This is a genomic window from Gellertiella sp. DMC107 (genome assembly GCF_056313605.1).
Window position 1 is genome coordinate 226555 of sequence record NZ_JBQUZZ010000004.1, and the last position, 23249, is coordinate 249803.

Genomic DNA, 23249 nt, shown 5'->3' on the forward strand with positions numbered 1-23249 from the left:
TGAGGCCTGTCCATGGAAACGACGCCTTTCGCGACCCGCAACCGGTTTGCCACCATCATCCTGCAGGACCACAAGCGCCTGCCGGCCCGGTTTTTCGCGTTCTGCGCGGGCGCGGTCAACGGCTACGCGCGCTGATTCCGTTCCGGCGGCGGATGCCTGCCGCGCTTTCGCATACCCCTATTCTCACAGAGATGGATAAAACTCATGAGCGCACCGAGCACTCTCTATGACAAGATCTGGGCTGACCACGTGGTCGATCAGCAGGAAGACGGAACCTGTCTGCTCTATATCGACCGTCACCTCGTGCATGAAGTGACAAGCCCCCAGGCCTTCGAAGGCCTGCGCATGGCTGGCCGCAAGGTTCGCGCGCCTCAGAAGACCCTGGCCGTGGTCGACCACAATGTACCGACCTCGCCGGATCGCCATATTGGCATCAAGAACGAGGAAAGCCGCATTCAGGTCGAGGCGCTGGCCAATAACGCAGCCGAATTCGGCGTCGAATATTACTCGGAGAAGGACAAGCGTCAGGGCATCGTCCATATCGTGGGTCCGGAACAGGGCTTTACACTGCCCGGCATGACGATCGTTTGCGGTGACAGCCACACCTCCACCCATGGTGCATTTGGCGCGCTGGCACACGGCATCGGCACCTCCGAGGTGGAACATGTGCTCGCGACCCAGACGCTCATCCAGAAGAAGGCCAAGAACATGCTGGTGCGTGTCGATGGCCAGCTGCCGGAAGGCGTGACCGCCAAGGATATCATCCTTGCGATCATCGGCGAGATCGGCACTGCCGGCGGCACAGGTCACGTGATCGAATTCGCCGGTGAGGCCATCCGCTCGCTGTCGATGGAAGGCCGCATGACCGTCTGCAACATGACGATCGAAGGCGGCGCCCGCGCCGGTCTGATCGCGCCCGACGAAAAGACCTTCGAATATATCAAGGACAAGCCCCGCGCGCCGAAGGGCGAAGCCTGGGATCAGGCGGTCGCCTACTGGAAGACGCTGAAGAGCGACGAAGGCGCCCATTTCGACCGCGTCGTCGTGCTCGATGCCGCCAACCTGCCGCCGATCGTATCCTGGGGTTCCTCGCCGGAAGACGTGGTGTCGGTTCAGGGCGTGGTTCCGAACCCGGACGAGATCCAGGACGAGAACAAGCGTACCTCCAAGTGGCGTGCGCTGGACTATATGGGCCTGAAGCCGGGCACCAAGATCACCGATATCGCCATCGACCGCGTCTTTATCGGCTCCTGCACCAACGGCCGCATCGAAGACCTGCGCGCTGCAGCGAAGGTCATCGAAGGCAAGAAGGTCGCGGCAACCGTATCGGCAATGGTCGTTCCGGGCTCCGGGCTTGTCAAGGAGCAGGCGGAAGCTGAAGGGCTCGACAAGATCTTCAAGGAAGCCGGCTTCGACTGGCGTGAGCCGGGTTGCTCCATGTGCCTGGCCATGAACGACGATCGCCTGAAGCCGGGCGAGCGTTGCGCGTCCACCTCGAACCGCAACTTCGAAGGACGTCAGGGCTACAAGGGCCGGACCCACCTCGTCTCGCCTGCCATGGCCGCCGCCGCAGCGATCGCCGGTCATTTCGTTGATATCCGCGACTGGAAATGATCCAGCGCCATACGATGGTGAAAAAGGCCGGGGAACCCCGGCCTTATACATTGAAGGCCGGAACATCGGATATGATGTTCCGGCCTTGTTTGTCTTGAAGGTGGTTGCAACACCGTCGAGACGATGCGGGAGGCGGTTGGGCTTTCCGGCCCTGAACTTTTCGTTCGTAAAAAAGCAGAACCCTTCCCGCATTTCGAGGCTTCGTCGAACCGTTGAGAGAGCTTCGCGCTCGCGTATAAGGGAGACTAGCGCCTCATGTCCTATACTAGCCATTTTGTCGGCATAGACATATCGAAATCGTCATTCGACATCTGCATTTTGCCGGAGAAGAAGACGGCGTCGTTTGGGAACACCCCGGATGGCATTGCCGCGTTTCTTGCACTGCTTGCGCCTTTGGGAGACCTTGGGAGGCTGGTGCTTGAACCGACCGGCGGCTATGAGCGCCGGCTCGTCGCAGCCCTTCTCGCAGCCGGACTGCCGGTCTCCAGGGTCAATGCCGGACAGGTCCGGCAGTTTGCCAGGGCATGCGGCCAGCTTTCCAAGACCGATAACATTGATGCCTTCATCCTTGCCGACTATGCACGGCGCATGGAAACAAGGCTCCTTGCAAAGCCTTCGTCTCATCACAGCCTGCTGCAAGAGCTCGTCCAGCGCTACCGGCAGCTCTCCCACATGATCGTCCAGGGAAAGAACCGCAGGGAGAAGGATTGCGAGAAGCTGCAAGGATGGATCGAGGAGAGCCTCGCTTTCCTGACGGCCCAGCGCAACGAGGTGATCAGCGAGATGGAGCTCTGCCTGAAGGCCGATATCGATCTCGCCGCCAAGGCAGAGGTCCTGATGTCACTGAAGGGGATCGGCATGCGGACCGCCTGCTTCCTGCTTTCAGGACTGCCGGAACTTGGACATCTCGGCAAGGGAGAGATCGCCAAGCTCGTCGGCGTAGCACCGCTCAATCGCGACAGCGGCCAGATGCGCGGGCAGCGCATGATCGCAGGAGGTCGAAAGCCGGTGCGCAACGCCCTCTACATGGCGGCCCTGCCGGCCATCCGGTTCGATCCCGCAATCAGGGCCTTCTTTCAGAAACTGACCCAGGCAGGAAAGCCGGGTAAGGTCGCAATCGTCGCCGTCATCCGCAAAATCCTCATCATCCTCAACGCAAGAATGCGAGACTTCTGCAAAACTCAGGTTGACGGATAATACCGTTGCTTTTTTCATGGAAGGACGCGCAGTCGGATTCCTCTTTTGAGATGCGGCAAGAGCCGCAGCATATCGCGCCGGGCGATTGCCACACAGCCTGCCGTCGGCTCGTAGCCGGGGCGGATCAGGTGAAAGAAAATGGCCGATCCAGCCCCTTGCCGCCGCATCCGGATGTTCCAGTCGAGCACAAGGCAAATGTCGTATAATTCGTCCTCGCGCATCATGTCTTCGTGACGAGCGGCAAAGGGTCTCTTCACCGGCCGATTATAGGAAGGGTGGAAGGACTGGTCGCACCACAGATCGTTCTTTCCGGTCGTGTGAAGGGATAGCCGCGTGGACGGCAACGGTCCCCGGTCTCGCCGGACATATCCGTTGATCAGGGGCATGCTGGCAATTGGCGTCGCCCCATCGCCCTCCCGCTTTCGCCCCGTCAGGCCCGATCGACCGATGGCAGCGGGAATGGTGAGCGACCCGAACTGCAGAATAGCACGGCTTTTCGTCCGCGGCGCTCGTCTGAGCGCGATCACGGATATCTTGTTTGTGTGACGGCAGGCCATGTTGACTCCCGGCAGGAACAGCTTCGAAAATCCTTATCGCGCATGACTTAAAAGAGGACAACCAGGCACCTATATCGGCCCCAGTCTTGCCAAAAGGGCATTTTGGCGTAGGACTTTCATGTGGAATGACGGAGACGACGGTAATGGCCCCTCGCACGATCCTGCTGGTGGATGACGACAACGATCTGCGGGAGACGCTGGTAGACCAGCTCGCACTTCAGGAAGAATTCAATGTGTTGCAGCAGGCAACAGCCGTAGCCGGGATGGAAACGGCGGCCAGCCAGAGTGTCGATCTCGTCATCATGGATGTGGGACTGCCGGATATGGATGGGCGCGAGGCCGTCAAGGACTTGCGCCGCAACGGCTTCCGCGCACCGATCATCATGCTGACGGGTCACGATACGGATGCGGATACCATTCTCGGACTTGAAGCGGGCGCAAACGATTATATTGCCAAGCCATTCCGGTTCGCGGTCCTGCTGGCCAGAATCCGCACGCAGCTCAGACAACATGAGCAGAGCGAGGACGCGACCTTCAACATCGGGCCCTATGTTTTCAAGCCCAGCCAGAAACTTCTGACGACGGAGAGCGGCCAGAAAATCCGCCTTACCGAAAAGGAAGCCGCGATCATTCGCTATCTTTATCGAGCAGGCCAGAAAGTGGTCACGCGGGACGTTCTTCTGGAAGAAGTCTGGGGCTACAATTCAGGCGTGACAACCCATACGCTGGAAACGCATGTCTATCGGCTGCGGCAGAAAATCGAGCGGGACCCATCGAATGCCGAGATTCTGGTGACGGAAAACGGCGGTTACAAGATCATTCCCTGAGGCAAGACCATGGCACTCCATGACGACATCCGGCTGCTCTCATCCGTGCCGCTCTTCAAGGGACTGAACGAGGATCAGCTACGGCTGTTAAGCTTCGGTGCGGAGCGCCGGGCCCTGCTGGCCGGCATGACCCTGTTTCGCGAGAAATCGCCCGCGGAATGCGCCTATGTGATCGCCTCGGGCAAGATCGAACTGATGACCCATGCGAAGAATGGAAAACCCCGCAGCGAAGGGATAGTCGGGCCGGGAACGCTGCTCTCCGAGCTAGCACTCGTGACCCTGGTGGAGCGCAAATATACGGCGCAGGCGCTGGAGGACAGCGAAGTAATCCGGATTCCGCGGCCGCTCTTCCAACGCCTCATGGAGGAATATCCCGCAGTTGCAGCGGTGGTCGAAGATCGCATCCGCGAGAATATCCAGGGGCTGGTCAGCGAACTGACCAAGCTGCGCTCCGTTTTCGGCTAGGAAAGCTAGACGGCAAAATCGAACACGGCGGTTACCGGAACATGGTCGGAGGGCCGATCCCAACCGCGGGCTTCCTTCAGGACTTCGATGCCTTTCAGGCTCGGCCCCAGATCCGGTGACGACCAGATATGATCGAGACGGCGCCCGCGATCGGCAGCCGCCCAATCCTTCGCGCGGTAGCTCCACCAGGTATAGAGCTTTTCATGATGCGGCACATGCTGGCGCATCAGATCCAGCCAGTTCCCTTCCCGCATCACGGTCAGCAGACCTTCGGTTTCCACCGGCGTATGGCTGATGATCTTCAGCATCTGTTTATGTGACCACACGTCATGCTCGAAAGGAGCGATGTTGAGATCCCCCACGAGGATCGAGGAAATGCCCGCCTCTGCATCGGCACGCAGTGCCCGCATCTCCTCGACGAAATCAAGCTTGTGTCCGAACTTGGCATTGATTGTGCGATCCGGCTCGTCGCCGCCTGCCGGCACATAGAAGTTGTGCAGGCGGATGGAGCGGCCATGCGGGGCGAGGAATACGGAAATATGGCGGGCATCGCCGACCGCGCAATAGTCTTGCCGATGGCCCTGCGATAGCGGGAATTTCGAAATCACCGCAACGCCGTGATAGCCTTTTTGGCCATGCACTTCGATATGCTCGTAACCCAGGGCACGAAAGGCGTCGAAGGGAAACAGCTCGTTAGGGCACTTGGTTTCCTGGAGGCACAGCACATCGGGCTGACGGGTGACGAGAAACTGCTCGACGATGGGCAGCCGGAGACGAACGGAATTGATATTCCAGGTGGTCAGCGAGAAGGTCATGCGTGATCAGTTGCGGACGCCCGCACCCTCCGGCAGCCGGAAGACGCGCTCGTCGAACTGCACCCCGGTCTGGACATTCATGATGATGACGGACGTTTCCTTGGCCTGCGCATCGGTAATCGTCCACTGGCGAAGGTCATAGGTCTTGGTGTCGAACATCATGGTGATCAATGAGTCGCCAAAGATGGTCTTGTTGCCGAGCACGATGGTCGTCAGGTCGGGATCTTCCTTCACCTTGCGCACCATGTCATTGGAAAGATCGATCTTTTCGGCAAGCAACAGCGTAAGCGGCGTCTTGGACAGCGGATAAATGTCCCACGTCTTGAGCTTCTGGTTGCCGATGACCACATTGCGACCGTCGGCGATGACGCGCATGGGAGAGGGTTCGTCATAGTTGAAGCGAAGCTTGCCCGGCCGTTCGATGAAGAACTTGCCGCCGGTCTGCTCTCCCCGCGGACCGAACTGCACGAATTCGCCCTGCATGGTTTTCACCGAAGAAAAATGATCGGCAATCTTCTGCGCGGTTGAGGCGGAGAGCTGCTGTGCCTCGGCGGTCAAGGGAAAGGACAGGGGAAGCACAAGGCTGGCTGCCGCAGTCAGCATCAGACCTGTGAAGGTGCGGCGCGTCAGGGCCGTTCCAGCCCTTGCGGAACCCGTGCCCTGTACGGGCATCTTGCCGTTGTCGATCATGAAATTCTCCTTGTATCAAACGCTCAGTGCCGGAAAAACGCGGCGGCTTCAAGGCGGTTGCCTCTGGCCACAGGCGCGGGCCTAGCGTTCGATGATATCCGCTTCGGTGGGCACGAGGATTTCCCGCTTGCCGGCATGGTTGGCCGGGCCGATCAGACCTTCCTGCTCCATTCGTTCAATGAGGGAGGCGGCTCGGTTGTAACCGATCCCGAGGCGGCGCTGGATGTAGGACGTGGACGCCTTTCCATCTCTGAGAACGATGGCAACCGCCTGGTCATAGGGGTCGTCGGAATCGCCGAAGCTATCCCCGCTCGCTCCACCGGCGGACGAGCCGCCGCCGTCCTCGTCATCATCGGCCGTGATGGCGTCGAGATATTGCGGAGCGCCCTGCGTCTTGAGGTAGGAGACGATTTCTTCGACTTCCTGGTCGGAGACAAAGGGCCCGTGCACGCGCTGGATGCGCCCGCCACCCGCCATGTAGAGCATGTCGCCCATGCCGAGCAGTTGCTCCGCCCCCTGTTCGCCGAGAATCGTTCGGCTGTCGATCTTGGAGGTCACCTGGAAGGAAATGCGGGTCGGGAAATTCGCCTTGATCGTGCCGGTAATCACATCCACCGAGGGGCGCTGCGTTGCCATGATGACATGGATGCCCGCCGCGCGCGCCATCTGGGCCAGGCGCTGCACGGCGCCTTCGATATCCTTGCCCGCCACCATCATGAGATCGGCCATTTCATCGATGATGACGACGATATAGGGGATCGGCTGGAGATCGAACTCCTCGGTCTCGTACATGGCCTCCCCGGTTTCCCGGTCGAAGCCCGTCTGAACGGTACGGGTAATGGTTTCGCCCCGCGCAATCGCCTGCTCGACACGCGAATTGAACCCATCAATATTGCGCACGCCGATCTTCGACATTTTCTTGTAGCGCTCTTCCATCTCCCGGACGGTCCACTTGAGCGCGACAACGGCCTTCTTCGGATCGGTCACGACAGGAGAAAGAAGATGCGGAATGCCGTCATAGACGGAGAGCTCCAGCATTTTCGGATCGATCATGATGAGACGGCACTGCTCCGGGGTCATCCGGTAAACGAGAGACAGAATCATGGTGTTGATCGCAACCGATTTGCCCGAGCCGGTGGTGCCCGCGACCAGCAAATGCGGCATCTTGGCGAGATCGGCGATGACCGGCTCCCCACCGATCGTCTTCCCCAATGCCATGGCGAGTTTCGCCTTGGAGCCGTCGAAATCCTTCGAACCGACGAGCTCGCGCAGGAATACGGTTTCGCGCGTCTGGTTCGGCAATTCGATGCCGATTGCATTGCGACCCGGAACAACCGCAACGCGCGCTGCAATGGCGCTCATCGAGCGGGCTATATCGTCGGCAAGGCCGATGACGCGCGAGGATTTGATCCCCGGTGCTGGCTCCAGCTCGTAAAGTGTCACGACCGGTCCCGGGCGCACATGGATAATTTCGCCCTTCACACCAAAATCTTCGAGCACGCCTTCGAGCATACGGGCATTCTGTTCAAGCGCGTCCTCGCTCAAGGAATGATCCCGCACGGATGCGCGCGGTTCCGCCAGCAGGCGGATATCCGGCAATTCGAAGACGCCGGGTCGGCCAGGTCCCGGACGGAAACCGCCGGAGGCCGACGCTGGCCGCGCCTGGGGTGCCCTGCGGGCCTGGGGCGAAACCGCAATCGGCCGCTCGCGGCCTGAACCACGCGAAGACCCGTCTGCGACAAAGTCGTCATCGGGCAAGATGCCGGCCGGACGGGGAAGATCGACATCGAAGGGCAGGTCATCGTCCTCGTCCTCTGCAGCGATCGGCGGCGCCGTCATGATTCGACGGGACGACGCCTGGGAAGCGCTGTCCATCGTCGGCTCGAGAGTCGGCTCCAGACGTCCACGGGCACCCACCGGGCCGTTGCGCGGCACAGCACGTGGGCCGTTCAGCGAGGTGAATTCATCTTCATTGAAATCATAGGGCTCCTCGATCCCGCGCTGGGCTTTCGGACGCCGCGCAGACAGCCCGAACATCCGGCGGATTCGGGCCTGTGATGTATACCAGGCGTGGGTTGCCCAACCGAAGACGAAGGTGGCGAAGCCTTCCCTTTCGTCGTCATCCATTTCATCGCCGACCGTCTTGGCTTTGCCATGAACGGGCACCACCGGCTCATCCTCATCGAAAGGCGCGCCATTGCCGATCAGGCCGCTGGCAAACAGCATCAGCGCGACGGCGGGAACGCCCAGGATGATGCCGAGGACAATCGCATAGACGCCGGTGGGATAAGAACCGATGAACAGAGCGGGGAAACGCAGGATCATGTCGCCCATCACCCCGCCGATACCATTGGGAATGGGCCAGGTCTTGGGAGCCGGCAGGCACCCGGTCGCTGCAGCGCCGATGATGGCAGCAATGGGCCATGCGGCCAAGCGAGCGGGAATGCGGTGAATCCGTCGGCCCGTGACCAGGGCAAGGGACCAGGACAGAACCGGCAAGAACGCCGTCACTCCCGAGAGGCCGAGGAATTGCATGACCACGTCAGCAAAGGCCGCGCCCGTATATCCCATGATATTGGTGGGCAGGTTGCTGGTTGCATAGGACGGGCTGGGATCCGAGACATTCCAGGTGGCAAGAGCCGCCACACCAAGGGCCAGCAGGCAGAAAAGCGCCAATCCTCCCAGCACCTGGGTCTGTCGCCAGAGAAAGGCGGAGAGCGAGAAGCGGCTGACACGCGCATCCGATGCTCCAGAATAGCTTCTGCTCATTCTTGTCTTCCCGATCCTTGAACTGTCCCTGTCCGGTGCGGGCGAATCCTGCTGCAGGCGGGAGTCGCCGATGAAAGCGCAACCTAAACCCGGGAGAGTTAAAGCCCTATTAACCATGCATCATGCAAGCGCGGCCGAAACCCGTTCCCGGTAACAGAAAATAAAAAAACCCGGGTCTTTCGACCCGGGGTCCGAAGATCGGTCTCAAGGATGCCGACTTCAGGAATGGTAAGCAGCTTCGCCGTGCGAGGACAGGTCGAGACCTTCCCGTTCCGACTCGGTGCTGACGCGCAGACCAACCACCAGGTCCACGATTTTATAGAGTATGGCCGATCCGATGCCGGACCACAGAATGGTGACCAGCACGCCCTTGGCCTGAGCGAGGACCTGGGCACCCGTGCCGAGATAGCCCGCTGCGAAATCGGCGGTGGAATAGTCCACGATACCGGCACCGCCGAGCGCAGGATTGACGAAGACACCGGTCAGGAGAGCACCGAGAATGCCCCCTACGCCGTGAACGCCGAACACGTCAGCCGTATCGTCGTAGCCGAACTTGTTCTTGACGGTCGAAACGAAGAAGTAGCAGACGGGCGAAACGATCAGGCCCATCACGATCGCGCCCATCGGGCCGGCAAAACCGGCTGCGGGCGTGATGACGACCAGGCCGGCAACCGCACCCGAGACCGCGCCGAGCAGCGAGGCCTTGCCACGAGCGACCGCCTCGACGACAGACCAGGAAATCATCGCTGCAGCGGTGGCCACGAAGGTGTTGATCATCGCAAGCGCGGCATAGCCGTTCGATTCGAGGTTGGAACCGGCATTGAAACCGAACCAGCCCACCCACAAAAGTCCCGCGCCAACGAGGGTCAGGGTGAGGGAATGGGGTGCCATCATGTCCCGTCCGTAGCCCACTCGCTTGCCCACCATGAAAGCACCGACGAGACCGGCAACACCCGCATTGATGTGCACCACCGTGCCGCCAGCGAAATCGATCGCACCGAAGGAATAGATCAGACCGGCCGGATCCGCATAGGCGCTGGGGCCGCCCCAGAACCAGACCATATGGGCCACGGGCAGATAGACGAGGATCAGCCAGAGGGTGGAGAAGAGAAGAGCAGCAGAAAACTTGATGCGCTCCGCAAAGGCGCCGATGATCAGCGCCGGCGTGATGGCCGCAAAGGTCATCTGGAAGACGATGAATGTCAGCTCCGGAATGACGACGCCCTTGCTGAAGGTTTCCACGGTGCTGGAGGGATCGACGCCCGCGAGGAATGCCTTGCTGAAGCCGCCAACGAAACTGTTGAGGCTGCCGCCGGCGGTAAAGGCCAGCGAATAGCCGAAGGCGACCCAGACGATCATGGCAATGGCGCCGATCATCGTCACCTGCATCAGCACGGACAACATGTTCTTGGCACGAACAAGACCGCCATAGAACAGCCCCAGCCCCGGCACGATCATCATCAGCACGAGAATGCTCGAGATCAGCATCCAGGTGGTATCACCCTTGTCGGGCACCGGTGCAGCCGGTGCAGCGGTGGCTGCCGCGTCCTGCGCCCATGCGACTGCCGGAAGTACGAGCCCAGCAGCTGCCGCCGAAAGACGGGCAACGGTCGGGGATAAACGAAGACCTGGCATTGAAATTCTCCTCACTGGACGCCTCCAAGCTCATCTGCGGCCCTGCCGCTGAACCATCCCTCCGCCGGCAAGGAGTGGCGGAGCGGGATGCCGTTACACACAAACATCCATTCCCGGATCATCGGGAGCGGACAGGGACCGCGCTACGCAAGCGGCGACAGCCCCACCGCCCCTACACATTCAAGTCCCGTGCCAGATTCGCTGCGGCGCACCATGGTGGTGAAAATTCTCTAAAAACCGACGGGGCAGCCCATCTTTCGATCACTGCCCCGCCCAAGTTTTGCGCATTATTTGTGCAGTCTTGAAAATCTGATGCCTTTTTAAGCAGATGCCTTTTTCCGTATCAGCCCCTCCTGCGCCATCGAGGCAATCAGGCGACCGGAGCGGGTGAACAGCTTTCCGCGCGTCATGCCGCGGGCACCGGAAGCGCTGGGACTATCCTGCGTATAGAGCAGCCAGTCGTCGAAGGTGGCCGGCCGGTGAAACCACATCGCGTGATCGATGCTGGCGACCTGGAGATCCTGATCGAAGATCGACGTTCCATGCGCATAAAGGGAGGTATCGAGGAGGGTCATGTCGGAAAGATAGGCCAGAACGGCAGCCTGAAGGGCACGGTCTTCCGGAACAGGGCCGGTTGTCCTGACCCAGACATCCTGAAATGGCTCGAGCTTTTCCTTCGATACGTAGTGCACCAGTGAGGTCGGCCGAATTTCCACGGGGCGCTCGCGCGTCCAGTAGCGACGCACCGATTCCGGCGCATTGCTCAGAAACATCGTCTTCATTTCCGTTTCGCCCATCAGCTTTTCCGGCGGTGTCACGTCCGGCATGGCAAGCTGGTGGTCGAAGCCGGGCTCGTCGATCTGAAACGAGGCGGACATGGCAAAGATGGCCTTGCCATGCTGCACGGCCACCACTCTCCTTGTGGTGAAACTGGTCCCGTCTCTGAGACGTTCCACTTGGTACAGGATCGGGATTGACGGATCGCCCGGCCTCAGGAAATAGGCATGGAGCGAATGAACGAAACGGTCCGGGTCGACCGAGCGATGCGCAGCCATGAGCGCCTGGGCGATCACCTGCCCGCCGAAGACCCGTTGCCATCCGGCATCGGGACTGCGGCCACGATAGAGATTTTCCTCGATCAGTTCGAGATCGAGGATGTCGAGCAGATTTTGCATGGCGGTCGGTTCACGCGACATTTTGGACTGGCTCCTGCGATAGGAAGACGGATTGGCTTGTTCTATAGTGAAGAAGCAAGCGACTGAAAGAACAAAGGAGAGGCATCATGATCGATATGCTGGTGGTCGGCGGTGGATATGTAGGCCTTTCCGTCGCCGCTGCGGTCAAGCAGGCGGCGCCGCATCTGGAGGTGGAGGTTTATGAGGCCGCCGGAGCGGAGGTATGGAAGCGGGATAACCGGGCTTCGGCCATCATCGCAGCCGCCTCCCATTTGCTTGCAGTGCTCGGTGCCTGGGGGGACATAGAAGCCGAGGCTGAGCCCATTCGCCGCATGGTGGTGACCGACTCCCGCGTGGGCGATCCTGTCAGACCCGTCTTCCTGACCTTCGACGGAGAGGTGGAAGACGGCCAGCCCTTCGCCCATATGGTTCCGAATGTCGCCATGGTGGGCGCGTTGAGAAAGGTCTGCGACCGCCTGGGCGTTACCATCAGGCACGAGACGACCGCCACCGCCTTTACAAACGAGGGAGCCGCCATGCGCGTGATCCGTTCGGATGGCGAGGAGGTGAGAACACGCCTGCTCGTGGCGTGCGACGGCGTACGCTCGCGTCTGCGGGACCTTGCAGGCATCAAGACCGTGCGCTGGGATTACGGCCAGTCCGGCATCGTCACGACGGTGGAACATGAGCGCCCGCACGAGGGAACCGCGGAAGAGCATTTCCTACCGGCCGGCCCCTTCGCCACGCTGCCGCTGCGAGGCAATCGCTCCTCTCTCGTCTGGACGGAGCGGACGGAAGACGCCAACCGTTTGGTCGCAAGCGACGACCTCATTTTCGAGGACGAACTGGAGCGCCGTTTCGGACACAAGCTTGGACATCTGAAGGTCGTGGGGGACAAGCGGGCCTTCCCGCTCGGCCTGACCTTGGCACGGGACTTTGTCAAGCCGCGCTTTGCGCTTGCGGGCGACGCCGCGCATGGCATTCACCCCATATCGGGCCAGGGGCTCAATCTGGGCTTCAAGGACGTTGCTGCGCTGGCGGAAACCATCGTGGAGGCCGATCGGCTTGGCCTGGATATCGGGGCGATGAATGTTCTCGAGCGCTATCAGGCCTGGAGGCGCTTCGATACCTTCCGCATGGGCGTAACCACCGACGTCCTGAATCGCCTGTTTTCCAACGATGTCGCCCCTATTCGCATGGCCCGGGATTTCGGGCTCGGCCTGGTAGAGCGGCTGCCCAAGCTGAAATCCTATTTCATCGGTGAGGCGGCGGGCATCTCCTCCGCATCCAGCCCCCGCCTGCTGAACGGCCAGCCTCTTTGAGGCCGCGGCATCGAGGATCAATCCTCGATGCTTCTCGCTTCGGAAATCAGCATGATCGGTACCCCGTCGCGGATGGGATAGGCGAGGCGTGCCAGCTTTGAAACCAGCTCGTTGCGATCCCGATCATAGCTGAGACGGCCTTTCGTCAATGGGCACACAAGCAACTCGAGTAGCTTGGGATCGACGCGGGAAACCTTGTCATCCATCGGAACCGCTCACTGCAAAACAGAATCGCTGTCGCCAAAGCCCCGTGCCAGCACGATTTCCGTAATCGCAATCAGGGTTTCCGCGCGTGTCTTCATGTCGGGAGCCTCCAGCAGCGCCTGCTTCTCGGCAGGGCCGAAAGGCGACATCATGGACAACGAAGTGACCAGCGTCACATTGCTGGCCCGTTCGACGCTTTCCCAGTCAGCCTCGAGCTTGTTCGATTCCAGATAAGCCCGGAACGCTGCCAGCAGACCATTGCGATCGATCGTTTCTTCTTCTGCGGCCGTTTGAAGGTCCCGCAAGAAGGGGGCAATTTCAAAACTGCGATAGGGTTTGCCCTGCTCTACCTCCCGAATGACACGGAAGCGGCAGATTCCACTCAATGTCACGATATAGCGCCCGTCGCCCGTCTCGGCGATGGAGGTGATGCGACCCGCGCACCCGACCTCGCAAAGGCCGCCGCCGATCCCCTTGTCGCCGAAGGCAGGCTGAACCATGCCAATGATCCGATGGCTGGCCATCGCCTCGTCGAACATCATCAGATAGCGCGGCTCGAAAATATTCAACGGCAACTGCCCGCCCGGCAAAAGCAGGGCGCCGGTCAAAGGGAAGACCGGTATGACCGTCGGAATGTCCTCCTGTTTGAGATAGCGCGCATTGCCGACTTGCATCTTAATCCTCACCCCGTTCGTCTGCGGATCGATCCACTGCCGATCCGCGGGAAGCCAAGAGACTTCACCGCTTCATCCAAGCAATATTTGGTGCCGGGACCGGGAAACTCAAGCGTCCTGCGTGCCTATTCTTCTTCGAAAAGACAGGAAAACGGATCGAGTGCTACGCAAACAGCAGGGAGGAAAGCTTGCGGCGCGCTGCAAGGGTCGCGGGATCCTTGGGGCCCCAGACATCGAAGAAAGACAAGAGCTGGCGCCGCGCACCGTCATCATCGAAGGCGCGATCTTTTCTCATGATGTAAAGCAGATGATCTGCGGCTTCGTCGCGAGCCCCTTCGGCATTCCTTACCTTGGCAAGCTTCATGCGGGCTTCATGGTGATCCGGGTTGAGCGCAAGTTCATGCTCAAGGGCAGCAGGATCCCCGAATTTCCGCGCCTCCTCGATCTGGTCGAGCTTCTTCTGTGCTGCCTGTATCTTGGCGTCCTTTGCGATCTCTTCGGAAACACCCGCCAGCAGCTCGCGGGCGCGGGACAGTTCGCCGACCGAAATCATGCACTGCGCTATACCGGCCAGCGCCCCCGCATTTTCAGGATCGGCTTGAAGGATGGCACCGAAGAATTGTCCGGCATCATCCACATTCCCGGCGGCCAGGAGAGTTTCGGCCTGCTCCAGAAGGGCTGCGATCTCTGCCGCTTCATCCGCTCCCGCGGGGCCTGCAACCTTGTCGATGAACTGCCGGATCTGGCCTTCGGGAATGGCGCCCATGAACCCGTCGACCGGGCGACCATTCACAAAGGCGATGACGGCCGGAATGGACTGGATACCCAGTTGGCCGGGAATGGCAGGATGATCGTCGATGTTCAGCTTGACAAGCTTGACCCGGCCGGCAGCGTCGTTGACGACGCGCTCGATCACGGGGGTCAGCTGCTTGCAAGGGCCGCACCAGGGCGCCCAAAAATCCACCAGAACCGGCTGCTTGCGGGATTCTTCCAGCACGTCACGGCTGAACGCAGCGGTCGTCGTATCCTTGACATGGCCGCCGCCGGACGAGGACGCGCTATTGACCGAAGCCGTCATCTGGTTGCCGAAGGAAGCGCTGTAGGGATTATCCGAACCGTTCATCTCATTCTCCCGTAAGGACCGGTTTTAGCGGTCTTTCTGCCTGAGAAAGATCGTATGTCAGGCTGTGACTTTCAAGACAAGCGGCTTGTGGCCCGTCGCCTCCAGGAAGCGAAGGAGATCGTCCCGACGAATCGAGGTGGTTGCATCGTTGGACAGTGGATGGCAGTTGATCACGTCGAACGCCATCAGATCCTCATCGAGGATAAATGTCACGTTCTGCGCCGTATCGTTGATGGCGCCGAGGACCGTGACCGACCCGGGGATGACACCCAGAAATTCCATCAGCTTCTCGGGCTTTCCGAAAGAAACCTTGCTCGCCGCGCCAATGACCGTGTGAACCGTCTTCAGATCCACAACCGCATTCTCCTCAACGGTCAGCAGGAAGAACTGGTCCTTCTTGTCCTTGACGAAGAGGTTTTTCGTATGACCGCCCGGGATGTCGTGGGCCAGCGCGGCGGCTTCCGCAACCGTAAAGACCGGGGCATGGTCGCGAGTCGTCACCTCGATGCCAAGGCCATGAAGAAATTGAAGAAGTTCGTCTCGGGTCTTGGGTTTCGTTTCGTTCATGTCGCTCTCGAAATCGGTTTTGAAGGCAAGGCGGAGGGCATTGCCGCAGGCTTTGTAAGGGAGATACCGGCGCCACACTATTTTTTCAATGGCACCGATGAAGGCCAAAAGCCCGCATTGCCGGGCTCTTCCGCGACAAGCGAACAAAGCCGATAAAAAAAGTTCGAAAAAATTCCGATTCCCCTGTTGCAAATGAAAAACGATTGGGTCATATAGCCCCCGTCGCCGCAACAAACGGCGCCGCAACGGTCCGCTGATTACCCCGGGATCGTTTTGTTGAGCGGGTGTAGCTCAGGGGTAGAGCACAACCTTGCCAAGGTTGGGGTCGGGCGTTCGAATCGCCTCACCCGCTCCAAATTCTCCAGGAAAATCCATGTACATGTGGCAGGAAGCGCGAAGCAGCTCCGTGAGCCCTGCCGTTGCGGACAGCAATCGCCTGCCGCAACGGGTTCTGTCTTCTCTCAATCTTTTCGGAAAATATAGTCCGTTTCCTGCACCAGCCGTTCCCCAGGCCGAAGCACGACATTGGGAAAATCCGGATGATTGATGGCATCGGGCCAGATCTGGGTTTCCAGGCAGAGCCCGGCATAGGGACCGTAACGGCGACCATCGAGACCGGGGACAGCAACCTCCATTTTCCAGCCGGCGTAGAACTGGACGCCCGGTTCGGTCGTATCCACTTGCATCGACACCCCCGATGAGGGGCTGCGAAGCTGCGCGACGGGACGTTTCTCCGTTCTTTCAGCGCTCAGACAGAAATTGTGGTCGTAACCGACCGGTTTGCCATCGATTTTCTCCTGACCGACCGGCTTTGGCGTCCGAAAATCGAAGGGTGTCTGAGCGACGGCCCGTCGCTCTCCCGTGGGAATCGTTTCGTCATTGACTGGCAAATAATGGTCTGCCGCGATCATCAGCTCGTGGTCGAGCACATCCCGAGATCCATCAAGATTGAAATAGGAGTGCTGGCAAAGGTTTGCGAGCGTCGGCTTGTCGGTCTCCGCCTCGTAACGAACGGCTAGAACCCCTCCGTCCATCAGCCGGTAGGTCGCCCGGATGCGGCAATTGCCCGGATATCCAGCCCGCCCTTCCGGATCGAGAATGGCGAGCGTGACCTTATCCGCTGAAAGGCTGTCGATCGTCCAGTTGCGCACGGCGACCCCGTCGCTGCCGCCGTGGAGGTGCCCGATCCCCTTTTCGTTGCGCTCCAGCTGAACCCTTGTCCCGTCGATCACGCATGTGCCACGGGCAACCCGATTGGCGCAGCGCCCGGGTGTCACTCCAAAATAAGGGGAGTGAGCGAGATAATCGGGAAAATTGTCAAAGCCGAGAACGAGCGATGGCGCATGGCCCTGCAGCCGCAAATCCCGGATCAGGGCGCCGTAGGTCAAGATCGAGGCCGTCAGCCCTCCCCCGCTTATGACCACCTCCTCCACCGTTTCACCGGATGGCAATGTTCCGAAAACGCGGCGCTCGACCATGAAAACTCCTTAGCGTGATAATTCTCGGGCTGCCCTGTCCAGGCCACCCAAAGTCAAGGGAAACATCCGCCCGCCGACCAGCCGGTGGATCAAGCCGATGGAATGGGTCGTTCCCCAGTGGGCCTCCGGTACCGGATTGAGCCAGGCAACCCTGCGGAAGTGGTCCGTCAGTCTCTCGACCCAGAGGGCTCCCGGCTCCCGGTTCCAGTGCTCGACGGAACCGCCCGCATGGGTGATCTCATAGGGGCTCATCGAGGCGTCTCCGACGAGGATCACCCGGTAGTCCGGTCCATAGGTTCGCAACAGATCGAGCGTCGGCAACATCTCGGAGCGGCGGCGGTGGTTGTCCTTCCACACGCCCTCATAGAGGCAATTGTGGAAGTAGAAGTAATCCATGCGCTTGAATTCGGATCGCGCTGCGGAAAACAGTTCCTCCACCGTCCGGATGTGATCATCCATCGAACCGCCGACATCGAAGAACATCAGCAGCTTGACGGCATTGCGCCTTTCGGGCCGAGTTTTTACGTCCAAATAGCCCTTTTCCGCCGTGGCGCGAATTGTTCCCCCCAGATCCAGTTCGTCGTCGGCTCCCTCTCGCACCCAGCGGCGCAGGCGCTTCAGGGCAACCTTGATATTGCGGGTTCCCAGTTCGACCGAATCGTCGAGGTTCCGGAACTCTCGCCGATCCCAAACCTTGACTGCCCGGCGATGGCGCGAGGCGTCCTGCCCGATCCTGATCCCTTCCGGATTGTAGCCATAGGCGCCGAACGGCGATGTGCCGGCCGTGCCGATCCATTTCGAGCCACCCTGATGGCGACCCTTCTGCTCTTCGAGCCGCTGCCTGAGCGTCTCCATCAGGGCATCGAAGCCACCCAGCGCTTCGACCAGTTTCTTGTCGTCTTCCGACAGATGCTTTTCGGCGAGCTTGCGCAACCAGTCGGCAGGCAGCGGACGTGCCTCTGCGCCCTCCTGTCCGGAAACTGCCTCCACACCCCTGAAGTAATGGGAGAAAACCCGGTCGAACCGGTCGATATGGCTTTCGTCCTTCACCATGGCGGTACGGGCCAGATAATAGAAGGCCTCGATGTCGTCATCGACAAGCCCCGCCTTCAGCCCGGAAAGAAGGTCCAGATATTCCCGCAACGTGACGGGAATCCGGTTGGCCTTCAATTCCAGGAAGAAGGGAATATACATCGCCCGGCTCAGAGGTTTTTCTGGTAGATGATGAAGGGTGTCTTCGCCGCCAGCCGATCATAGAGCGTGCGGGCCGTGGCGTTAAACTCCTGGGTCATCCAGTAGACCTCCTTCGATCCCTCCTCGGCAGCCCTCTTGTAAACCGCTTCGATGAGGCTTCTTCCGACGCCCGCGCCCCGAACCTCCGGATCGGCATACAGATCCTGAAGATAGCAGGCATTGTTTTCCAGCCAGCAGGAGCGATGGAAGAGGTAGTGGGCAAGCCCGACGGGCTTGCCCTCCCTCAGGGCGAGAAAGCCCGCATACTCGTTGGGCAACCCCGAAAGCAGGCGCTTCCAGGTGAGTTCGTATAGGGCCTCCGGCAATTCGGTCTCATAGAAGGCGAGATAATCCTTCCAGAGCCGACGCCAGGCGGCCTCGTCTCCGGCTTCCAAGGGCCTCACGAGAAGGGTCATGCTCATCCGTCCATCCCAATTTTCGCCGGATCGTATGGTGTCGTCTGGTAGATTTCGTTGATCCAGTTCCCGAACAACAGATGCGCATGGCTGCGCCAGCGGTTGAGCGGCGCCCGCTCGGGATTGTCGTCCGGGAAATAGTTATGGGGAACCTTGATGGGCGTACCATTGGAAATATCGCGGAAATATTCCTCGCCCAGCGAGGTGGAATCATACTCGACATGGTTGAACATGTAGAGGCGCTTTCCACGGGTTTCCTGCACGAGGCAGACCCCCATTTCATCGGACTCCATCAAGATTTCCAGGCCAGCGGCTTTCTCGATGTCCGCACGCCGCACTTCCGTCCAGCGCGACACGGGAATCTGGAAATCATCCGAAAAACCGGTGAGATAGACCGAGGCCGGATTGAGGATACGGTGACGGTAAACTCCGAAGGCCTTCTGCGACAGAGCGTGCTTGGGCACGCCATGGAAATGATAGATGGCCGCCATGGCACCCCAGCAGACATTCAGGGTGGAATGCACGTTGCGTTCCGTCCAGTCGAGGATGGCCTTCATTTCGTCCCAGTAGGTGACATCCTCATAGGGCAGCGTTTCCACCGGCGCGCCCGTGATGATGAAGCCGTCGAATTTCCGATCCCGCACCTCTTCCCACGTCTGGTAGAAGGAAAGAAGATGGTCTTCGGACGTGTTCTTTGCCCGGTGGCCACCCACCCGAACGAGCGAGAACTCCACCTGCAGGGGCGTTGCCCCCACAAGGCGGGCCATCTGCACTTCGGTGCGGATCTTGTTCGGCATGAGGTTCAAGAGCCCGATCTGCAAAGGCCGGATATCCTGGCGGATAGCAACGGTTTCGGTCATTACGCGCACCCCCTCGGAAACGAGGGTGTCGAAGGCGGGCAATGTATCGGGAATCTTGATGGGCATGGTTTCTTCGGCTTTCCGTAAAGAAAAAAGGTTGGGTTCGCCCGGCCGTATCCGGCCGGATTTCAGGAGTCTCGGCGCGCCATGAAAGCAAGCCGCTCGAACAGATGGACATCCTGCTCGTTTTTTAGAAGCGCGCCGTGCAGTTTTGGCAAGACAGTTTTTTTGTCAGCAGACAGATCTGCGGGGTCCAGATCGTCTGCGACCAGAAGCCGGATCCAGTCCAGCGCCTCGGAGGTCGACGGTTTCTTCTTGAGACCGGGAACCTCGCGGATTTCATAGAACCGTTTCAAGGCAGCGGCAACGAGCGCCTGCTTGATGCCCGGATAGTGCACCTCGACGATGCGGCGGAGGGTGTCGGGGTCCGGAAACCGGATATAGTGGAAGAAGCAACGCCGTAGAAAGGCGTCCGGCAGTTCCTTCTCGTTGTTCGAGGTGATGATCACGATCGGGCGTTCCCGGGTGCGGATGGTTTCTCCCGTTTCGTAGACGTGGAATTCCATGCGATCCAGTTCCTGCAGCAGATCGTTCGGAAATTCGATATCGGCCTTGTCGATCTCGTCGATCAGGAGAACGACTCTCCGCTCCGCCTCGAAGGCCTGCCACAATTTGCCTTTGCGGAGATAATTCCTCACATCATGCACGCGCTCGTCTCCGAGCTGGCTGTCCCGCAATCTTGACACCGCATCATATTCGTAAAGGCCCTGCTGGGCCTTGGTCGTGGACTTCACGTTCCATTCGAGAAGTTCCAGACCGAGCGCGGCCGCGATCTGACGAGCGAGCTCGGTCTTTCCGGTCCCGGGCTCCCCCTTGACCAGCAAGGGCCGCTCCAGGCGGATGGCGGCGTTGACGGCAACCATGAGATCCTTGTCGGCAATGTAGTCGTCGGTTCCGTGAAACTGCATGGGCGGTCCTGTTTGCAAGAGGCTTTGGCGCGGACGCAGTGGCTGTCCTGAGTGCGTTTCCGCATACTCCAAAGCGGAGGAAACGGGAACACCCATTTAACCGGGACCGTCTCGCGACAAGAACAGCAAATGCCCGGCAGCAAGCTGCCGGGCATCCTGTGCAGATGCGCTTCAGGATCGGATCAGAACTCTTCCCAGTCCTGCTGTTGCTGGGCAGCCGCAGCCGGTGCGGCGCCGATCTTGGAGCCGAATGCCGAAGCGAGGCGGCTTCCAAGGGCCCTGGCGGGTGAAGCCACGGGCGGGCTGGCCGGAGCGGCCGGCGCCGGTTTGGCGGACAGCGTTGTCCGGGGTGGAGACGAAGCCTGCGCGCGTGGCGCCGCCGGGCGGTGGGTGCCTTCGCTGGAGGCTCCGCCCGTCCGCTTTTCTCCGAACCGGAACTGCGAGAGAAGGTGGTTCAATTCTGCCGCTTCCGAGGCCAAGGCATGGCTTGCAGCTGTCGCCTCCTCCACCATGGCGGCATTTTTCTGGGTTCCCTGGTCGATGGTATTGACCGCCGAACTGATCTCGTTCAGCGCCGTCGACTGTTCACGCGTGGACTGAACGATGGACGCCACATGCTTGTTGATGTCCTGAACCTGGGCGACGATCTCGTTCAGAGCCTCGCCCGTTTCGCCGACGAGAGCCACCCCGGTTTGCACCTGCTGCCCGGAATTGGTGATCAACGCCTTGATTTCCTTCGCTGCATTGGCGGAGCGTTGAGCAAGTTCGCGCACCTCCTGAGCAACAACCGCAAAACCCTTGCCGGCTTCGCCCGCACGGGCTGCTTCCACGCCGGCATTGAGCGCCAGAAGGTTGGTCTGGAAAGCGATTTCATCGATCACGCCGATGATGTTCGAGATTTCGCGAGAGGAATTCTCGATCCCGCTCATGGCGACGACCGCTTTCTTCACCACCTCGCCCGAGCGTTCGGCTCCCACGCGTGTCCGGTCAACCAGCTGACCGGCATCTTCCGCCCGGCGGCTGGCATCCCGGATGGAGGAGGTGATTTCCTCCAGTGCCGCAGCGGTTTCTTCGACCGAAGCAGCCTGCTGCTCGGTGCGTTTTGCAAGCTCGTCGGAGGAGGACCGGATTTCGGCAGATCCCGACTGTATGGCGGCCGCATTGACCTGGACGGTCTGAAGCGCGGCTTCCAGTTTGGTCATCGAAGCGTTGAAATCTTGCCGGATAGCCTCAAGCGAAGAGTGAAACGCGGTGTTCAGCCTCCACGTCATGTCACCTTCGGCAAGCTTCTCCAGACCGCGGGCCAGCTCGGACATGGCGAACTGCACCTGACGATCCCGTTCGGCGGACTCGGCCTGACGTTGACGGCGCTCTTCGTCCGTCTGTGCCCGGGTTTCTTCGGCCTCGCTCTCGAGCCGCATTTTCGCAAGCGTTGCGTCACGCAGGACAGCCAGAGAACGGTTCAGCTCTCCGATCTCGTCCGCCACGGCGATTTCACTCAATTCGACATCCGTCTGGCCCCCCGCGATGTGGGTCGTGGCGGAAATGACCTTGGTGAGCCGATTGCGGAAGCGAGCAGCCAGCAACGTCCCCACGAGCACCATCACCACGGCGCCGGCGATGATGAGAAGCCCGCAAAGCCACGCCAGACGGGTCAACTTGGCAAAAAGGGCACTCTTCGGTACGGACACGACCGTATACCACTGCGACCCTTCGATGACCTGCACGGGCATGGCCACGCTGAGTTCCACGGTCCCGTCGGCCTGGTGTGTTTCGAAAGTCTCTCCGGGATTGTCTATGACCTGCTGCAGGCCGGCCGCATCGAGGCCCGAGTCCTTCAGCGGCTTACCCAGACTATTCTTGTCGGGATTGCTGACCACGGCACCTTTTTCGCTGATCAACGAGACGTAACCGGCTTCGAAAGGCCTGATCTTGCCCAGATCGGCCGCCAGCGTCTGCAGATTGGTATCTACACCCACCACGCCCACGAACTTGCTGTCGATCGCCAAGGGAACCATGACCGAAGTCATCAGCACGTCCTGACCGTTGATCGGGTAGATGTAAGGCTCCGTCAGCATGTCTTTGCCGGTTGCCTTTGGCACCTGGTAATAGTCCCCGGGTCCGGGCTTGTCATAATCGACCAGCGCCTCGTGAACGATCTTGTCCCCGGAGCGGGCGAAATAGGGAATGTAACGGCCGGTGGCGTCATGCGCCTCCTTGCCGACAAACTCTGCGTCCTTGCCATCAAAGGCATTGGGTTCCCAGCCGGTGCTGACCCCGACCGCCAGCTCGTTATTCTCGAGCAGCGTCTTCAGCATCGTGTCGGCGTCGGCCCGAGAGGCATTGCCGGCCGCACGCATCGCGTAGAGAACGGATCGAAGGTTGTAAGCAAGCATTTTCGCTTGGGTGAAGCGTGTCTCGATCTTCGCAGCGCTTGCGCGGGCGACATGCTCCATTTCGGATACGCTGCGGTTTCGGATCTCGGTGTAAGAGAGCCAGAAAAGGGTCGCTGCAGTCGCGATCGAAATAGCCACACCCGTGGCTATGATCGCAAACATATTCCTCGCAGTAGCAGACTTGAGGATCATGAATACCTCCGGCGGTCGCCGCGACGATACGCGGTCGAACCTGGTAAATCGATTTGTCCTGAAAGAAGTCCT

22 protein-coding genes and 1 tRNA gene are annotated in these 23249 nt (G+C 60.0%); 7 read left to right on the forward strand and 16 right to left on the reverse strand.

Annotation, left to right across the window (positions count from 1 at the left end):
* The first annotated feature begins 12 nt into the window (after window positions 1–12).
* The 3 genes from ACT54B_RS14930 to ACT54B_RS14940 all read left to right on the forward strand — a co-directional run bounded on the left by ACT54B_RS14930 (window position 13) and on the right by ACT54B_RS14940 (window position 2811).
* Window positions 13–135, forward strand: coding sequence for a hypothetical protein (locus tag ACT54B_RS14930; RefSeq protein WP_476045901.1), 123 nt, complete (start codon window positions 13–15; stop codon window positions 133–135).
* Between the two features lie 69 nt (window positions 136–204).
* Entirely contained in the window at window positions 205–1614 is a 1410-nt protein-coding gene (gene leuC / locus ACT54B_RS14935; protein ID WP_476045902.1) for a 3-isopropylmalate dehydratase large subunit, read from the forward strand.
* A gap of 255 nt (window positions 1615–1869) precedes the next feature.
* On the forward strand, window positions 1870–2811 hold the full coding sequence (locus ACT54B_RS14940) for an IS110 family RNA-guided transposase (RefSeq protein WP_476045904.1): 942 nt from the start codon (window positions 1870–1872) through the stop codon (window positions 2809–2811).
* 14 nt (window positions 2812–2825) lie between these two features.
* Here ACT54B_RS14940 and ACT54B_RS14945 read toward each other — a convergent pair whose 3' ends face one another.
* On the reverse strand, window positions 2826–3368 hold the full coding sequence (locus tag ACT54B_RS14945) for a L,D-transpeptidase family protein (RefSeq protein WP_476045905.1): 543 nt from the start codon (window positions 3366–3368) through the stop codon (window positions 2826–2828).
* 143 nt (window positions 3369–3511) lie between these two features.
* Between ACT54B_RS14945 and ACT54B_RS14950 the strand changes: the two genes are divergently transcribed.
* Together ACT54B_RS14950 and ACT54B_RS14955 are read left to right on the forward strand one after the other, a co-directional pair.
* Complete coding sequence (locus tag ACT54B_RS14950) at window positions 3512–4195, forward strand: response regulator transcription factor (protein ID WP_476045907.1); 684 nt, start codon at window positions 3512–3514, stop codon at window positions 4193–4195.
* 9 nt (window positions 4196–4204) lie between these two features.
* Window positions 4205–4660 (forward strand): cyclic nucleotide-binding domain-containing protein, encoded by a 456-nt coding sequence (locus ACT54B_RS14955; protein ID WP_476045909.1) that lies wholly within the window; start codon window positions 4205–4207, stop codon window positions 4658–4660.
* Window positions 4661–4665: 5 nt separating this feature from the next.
* On the opposite strand, the gene ACT54B_RS14960 is transcribed toward ACT54B_RS14955, so the two are convergent.
* The 5 genes from ACT54B_RS14960 to tesB all read right to left on the reverse strand — a co-directional run bounded on the left by ACT54B_RS14960 (window position 4666) and on the right by tesB (window position 11765).
* The gene (locus ACT54B_RS14960; RefSeq protein ID WP_476045910.1) at window positions 4666–5475 is read right to left on the reverse strand and encodes an exodeoxyribonuclease III; all 810 of its coding nucleotides are present in this window, start codon (window positions 5473–5475) and stop codon (window positions 4666–4668) included.
* A 6-nt stretch (window positions 5476–5481) separates the two neighbouring features.
* Window positions 5482–6165, reverse strand: a complete 684-nt coding sequence (locus ACT54B_RS14965) for an outer membrane lipoprotein carrier protein LolA (protein WP_476045911.1) — start codon at window positions 6163–6165, stop codon at window positions 5482–5484.
* Between the two features lie 81 nt (window positions 6166–6246).
* Entirely contained in the window at window positions 6247–8934 is a 2688-nt protein-coding gene (locus tag ACT54B_RS14970; RefSeq protein WP_476045913.1) for an FtsK/SpoIIIE family DNA translocase, read from the reverse strand.
* A gap of 219 nt (window positions 8935–9153) precedes the next feature.
* A complete protein-coding gene (locus ACT54B_RS14975) occupies window positions 9154–10569 on the reverse strand; it encodes an ammonium transporter (RefSeq protein WP_476045914.1) in 1416 nt (471 codons plus the stop codon).
* Window positions 10570–10889: 320 nt separating this feature from the next.
* Window positions 10890–11765, reverse strand: a complete 876-nt coding sequence (gene tesB, locus ACT54B_RS14980; RefSeq protein ID WP_476045916.1) for an acyl-CoA thioesterase II — start codon at window positions 11763–11765, stop codon at window positions 10890–10892.
* Between the two features lie 86 nt (window positions 11766–11851).
* On the opposite strand from tesB, the gene ACT54B_RS14985 reads away from it, so the two are divergent.
* Window positions 11852–13066, forward strand: a complete 1215-nt coding sequence (locus ACT54B_RS14985) for a ubiquinone biosynthesis hydroxylase (RefSeq protein ID WP_476045918.1) — start codon at window positions 11852–11854, stop codon at window positions 13064–13066.
* Window positions 13067–13083: 17 nt separating this feature from the next.
* Here the strand turns inward: ACT54B_RS14985 and ACT54B_RS14990 are convergent, their stop codons facing one another.
* From ACT54B_RS14990 to ACT54B_RS15005, 4 genes are all read right to left on the reverse strand, one after another.
* Window positions 13084–13272: a Trm112 family protein gene (locus ACT54B_RS14990; RefSeq protein WP_476045919.1), complete on the reverse strand. Its 189-nt coding sequence runs from the start codon at window positions 13270–13272 to the stop codon at window positions 13084–13086.
* A 9-nt stretch (window positions 13273–13281) separates the two neighbouring features.
* Window positions 13282–13944, reverse strand: a complete 663-nt coding sequence (locus tag ACT54B_RS14995; protein WP_476045920.1) for an LON peptidase substrate-binding domain-containing protein — start codon at window positions 13942–13944, stop codon at window positions 13282–13284.
* Between the two features lie 163 nt (window positions 13945–14107).
* Complete coding sequence (gene trxA, locus ACT54B_RS15000) at window positions 14108–15067, reverse strand: thioredoxin (RefSeq protein ID WP_476045922.1); 960 nt, start codon at window positions 15065–15067, stop codon at window positions 14108–14110.
* Between the two features lie 57 nt (window positions 15068–15124).
* Entirely contained in the window at window positions 15125–15634 is a 510-nt protein-coding gene (locus ACT54B_RS15005) for a prolyl-tRNA synthetase associated domain-containing protein (protein WP_476045923.1), read from the reverse strand.
* 280 nt (window positions 15635–15914) lie between these two features.
* Here ACT54B_RS15005 and ACT54B_RS15010 point away from each other — a divergent pair.
* Window positions 15915–15989, forward strand: a tRNA-Gly gene (locus ACT54B_RS15010).
* A 106-nt stretch (window positions 15990–16095) separates the two neighbouring features.
* On the opposite strand, the gene ACT54B_RS15015 is transcribed toward ACT54B_RS15010, so the two are convergent.
* The 6 genes from ACT54B_RS15015 to ACT54B_RS15040 all read right to left on the reverse strand — a co-directional run bounded on the left by ACT54B_RS15015 (window position 16096) and on the right by ACT54B_RS15040 (window position 23147).
* A complete protein-coding gene (locus ACT54B_RS15015) occupies window positions 16096–17112 on the reverse strand; it encodes an aldose epimerase family protein (RefSeq protein WP_476045925.1) in 1017 nt (338 codons plus the stop codon).
* A 9-nt stretch (window positions 17113–17121) separates the two neighbouring features.
* Complete coding sequence (locus ACT54B_RS15020; protein ID WP_476045927.1) at window positions 17122–18306, reverse strand: vWA domain-containing protein; 1185 nt, start codon at window positions 18304–18306, stop codon at window positions 17122–17124.
* 8 nt (window positions 18307–18314) lie between these two features.
* Window positions 18315–18767 (reverse strand): N-acetyltransferase family protein, encoded by a 453-nt coding sequence (locus ACT54B_RS15025; RefSeq protein WP_476045928.1) that lies wholly within the window; start codon window positions 18765–18767, stop codon window positions 18315–18317.
* Window positions 18764–19687, reverse strand: a complete 924-nt coding sequence (gene metA / locus ACT54B_RS15030; protein ID WP_476045929.1) for a homoserine O-acetyltransferase MetA — start codon at window positions 19685–19687, stop codon at window positions 18764–18766. Before metA ends, ACT54B_RS15025 begins: the two co-directional genes overlap by 4 nt.
* Before the next feature lie 62 nt (window positions 19688–19749).
* Entirely contained in the window at window positions 19750–20589 is an 840-nt protein-coding gene (locus ACT54B_RS15035) for an AAA family ATPase (protein ID WP_476045930.1), read from the reverse strand.
* A 182-nt stretch (window positions 20590–20771) separates the two neighbouring features.
* Window positions 20772–23147, reverse strand: a complete 2376-nt coding sequence (locus ACT54B_RS15040) for a methyl-accepting chemotaxis protein (protein WP_476045932.1) — start codon at window positions 23145–23147, stop codon at window positions 20772–20774.
* Window positions 23148–23249 lie beyond the last annotated feature (102 nt).

Excerpts from the sequence above, each read along its gene's own strand:
- metA (WP_476045929.1), bottom strand. The coding sequence starts at position 19,687 with ATGCCCATCAAGATTCCCGATACATTGCCCGCCTTCGACACCCTCGTT.
- leuC (WP_476045902.1), top strand. The coding sequence starts at position 205 with ATGAGCGCACCGAGCACTCTCTATGACAAGATCTGGGCTGACCACGTG.
- ACT54B_RS14940 (WP_476045904.1), top strand. The coding sequence starts at position 1,870 with ATGTCCTATACTAGCCATTTTGTCGGCATAGACATATCGAAATCGTCA.
- ACT54B_RS14970 (WP_476045913.1), bottom strand. The coding sequence starts at position 8,934 with ATGAGCAGAAGCTATTCTGGAGCATCGGATGCGCGTGTCAGCCGCTTC.
- trxA (WP_476045922.1), bottom strand. The coding sequence starts at position 15,067 with ATGAACGGTTCGGATAATCCCTACAGCGCTTCCTTCGGCAACCAGATG.
- ACT54B_RS14960 (WP_476045910.1), bottom strand. The coding sequence starts at position 5,475 with ATGACCTTCTCGCTGACCACCTGGAATATCAATTCCGTTCGTCTCCGG.
- ACT54B_RS14965 (WP_476045911.1), bottom strand. The coding sequence starts at position 6,165 with ATGATCGACAACGGCAAGATGCCCGTACAGGGCACGGGTTCCGCAAGG.
- ACT54B_RS15040 (WP_476045932.1), bottom strand. The coding sequence starts at position 23,147 with ATGTTTGCGATCATAGCCACGGGTGTGGCTATTTCGATCGCGACTGCA.
- ACT54B_RS15020 (WP_476045927.1), bottom strand. The coding sequence starts at position 18,306 with ATGTATATTCCCTTCTTCCTGGAATTGAAGGCCAACCGGATTCCCGTC.
- ACT54B_RS14930 (WP_476045901.1), top strand. The coding sequence starts at position 13 with ATGGAAACGACGCCTTTCGCGACCCGCAACCGGTTTGCCACCATCATC.
- ACT54B_RS14945 (WP_476045905.1), bottom strand. The coding sequence starts at position 3,368 with ATGGCCTGCCGTCACACAAACAAGATATCCGTGATCGCGCTCAGACGA.
- ACT54B_RS15035 (WP_476045930.1), bottom strand. The coding sequence starts at position 20,589 with ATGCAGTTTCACGGAACCGACGACTACATTGCCGACAAGGATCTCATG.
- ACT54B_RS14955 (WP_476045909.1), top strand. The coding sequence starts at position 4,205 with ATGGCACTCCATGACGACATCCGGCTGCTCTCATCCGTGCCGCTCTTC.
- ACT54B_RS14995 (WP_476045920.1), bottom strand. The coding sequence starts at position 13,944 with ATGCAAGTCGGCAATGCGCGCTATCTCAAACAGGAGGACATTCCGACG.
- ACT54B_RS14975 (WP_476045914.1), bottom strand. The coding sequence starts at position 10,569 with ATGCCAGGTCTTCGTTTATCCCCGACCGTTGCCCGTCTTTCGGCGGCA.
- ACT54B_RS15025 (WP_476045928.1), bottom strand. The coding sequence starts at position 18,767 with ATGAGCATGACCCTTCTCGTGAGGCCCTTGGAAGCCGGAGACGAGGCC.
- ACT54B_RS14990 (WP_476045919.1), bottom strand. The coding sequence starts at position 13,272 with ATGGATGACAAGGTTTCCCGCGTCGATCCCAAGCTACTCGAGTTGCTT.
- ACT54B_RS14985 (WP_476045918.1), top strand. The coding sequence starts at position 11,852 with ATGATCGATATGCTGGTGGTCGGCGGTGGATATGTAGGCCTTTCCGTC.
- ACT54B_RS14950 (WP_476045907.1), top strand. The coding sequence starts at position 3,512 with ATGGCCCCTCGCACGATCCTGCTGGTGGATGACGACAACGATCTGCGG.
- tesB (WP_476045916.1), bottom strand. The coding sequence starts at position 11,765 with ATGTCGCGTGAACCGACCGCCATGCAAAATCTGCTCGACATCCTCGAT.
- ACT54B_RS15015 (WP_476045925.1), bottom strand. The coding sequence starts at position 17,112 with ATGGTCGAGCGCCGCGTTTTCGGAACATTGCCATCCGGTGAAACGGTG.
- ACT54B_RS15005 (WP_476045923.1), bottom strand. The coding sequence starts at position 15,634 with ATGAACGAAACGAAACCCAAGACCCGAGACGAACTTCTTCAATTTCTT.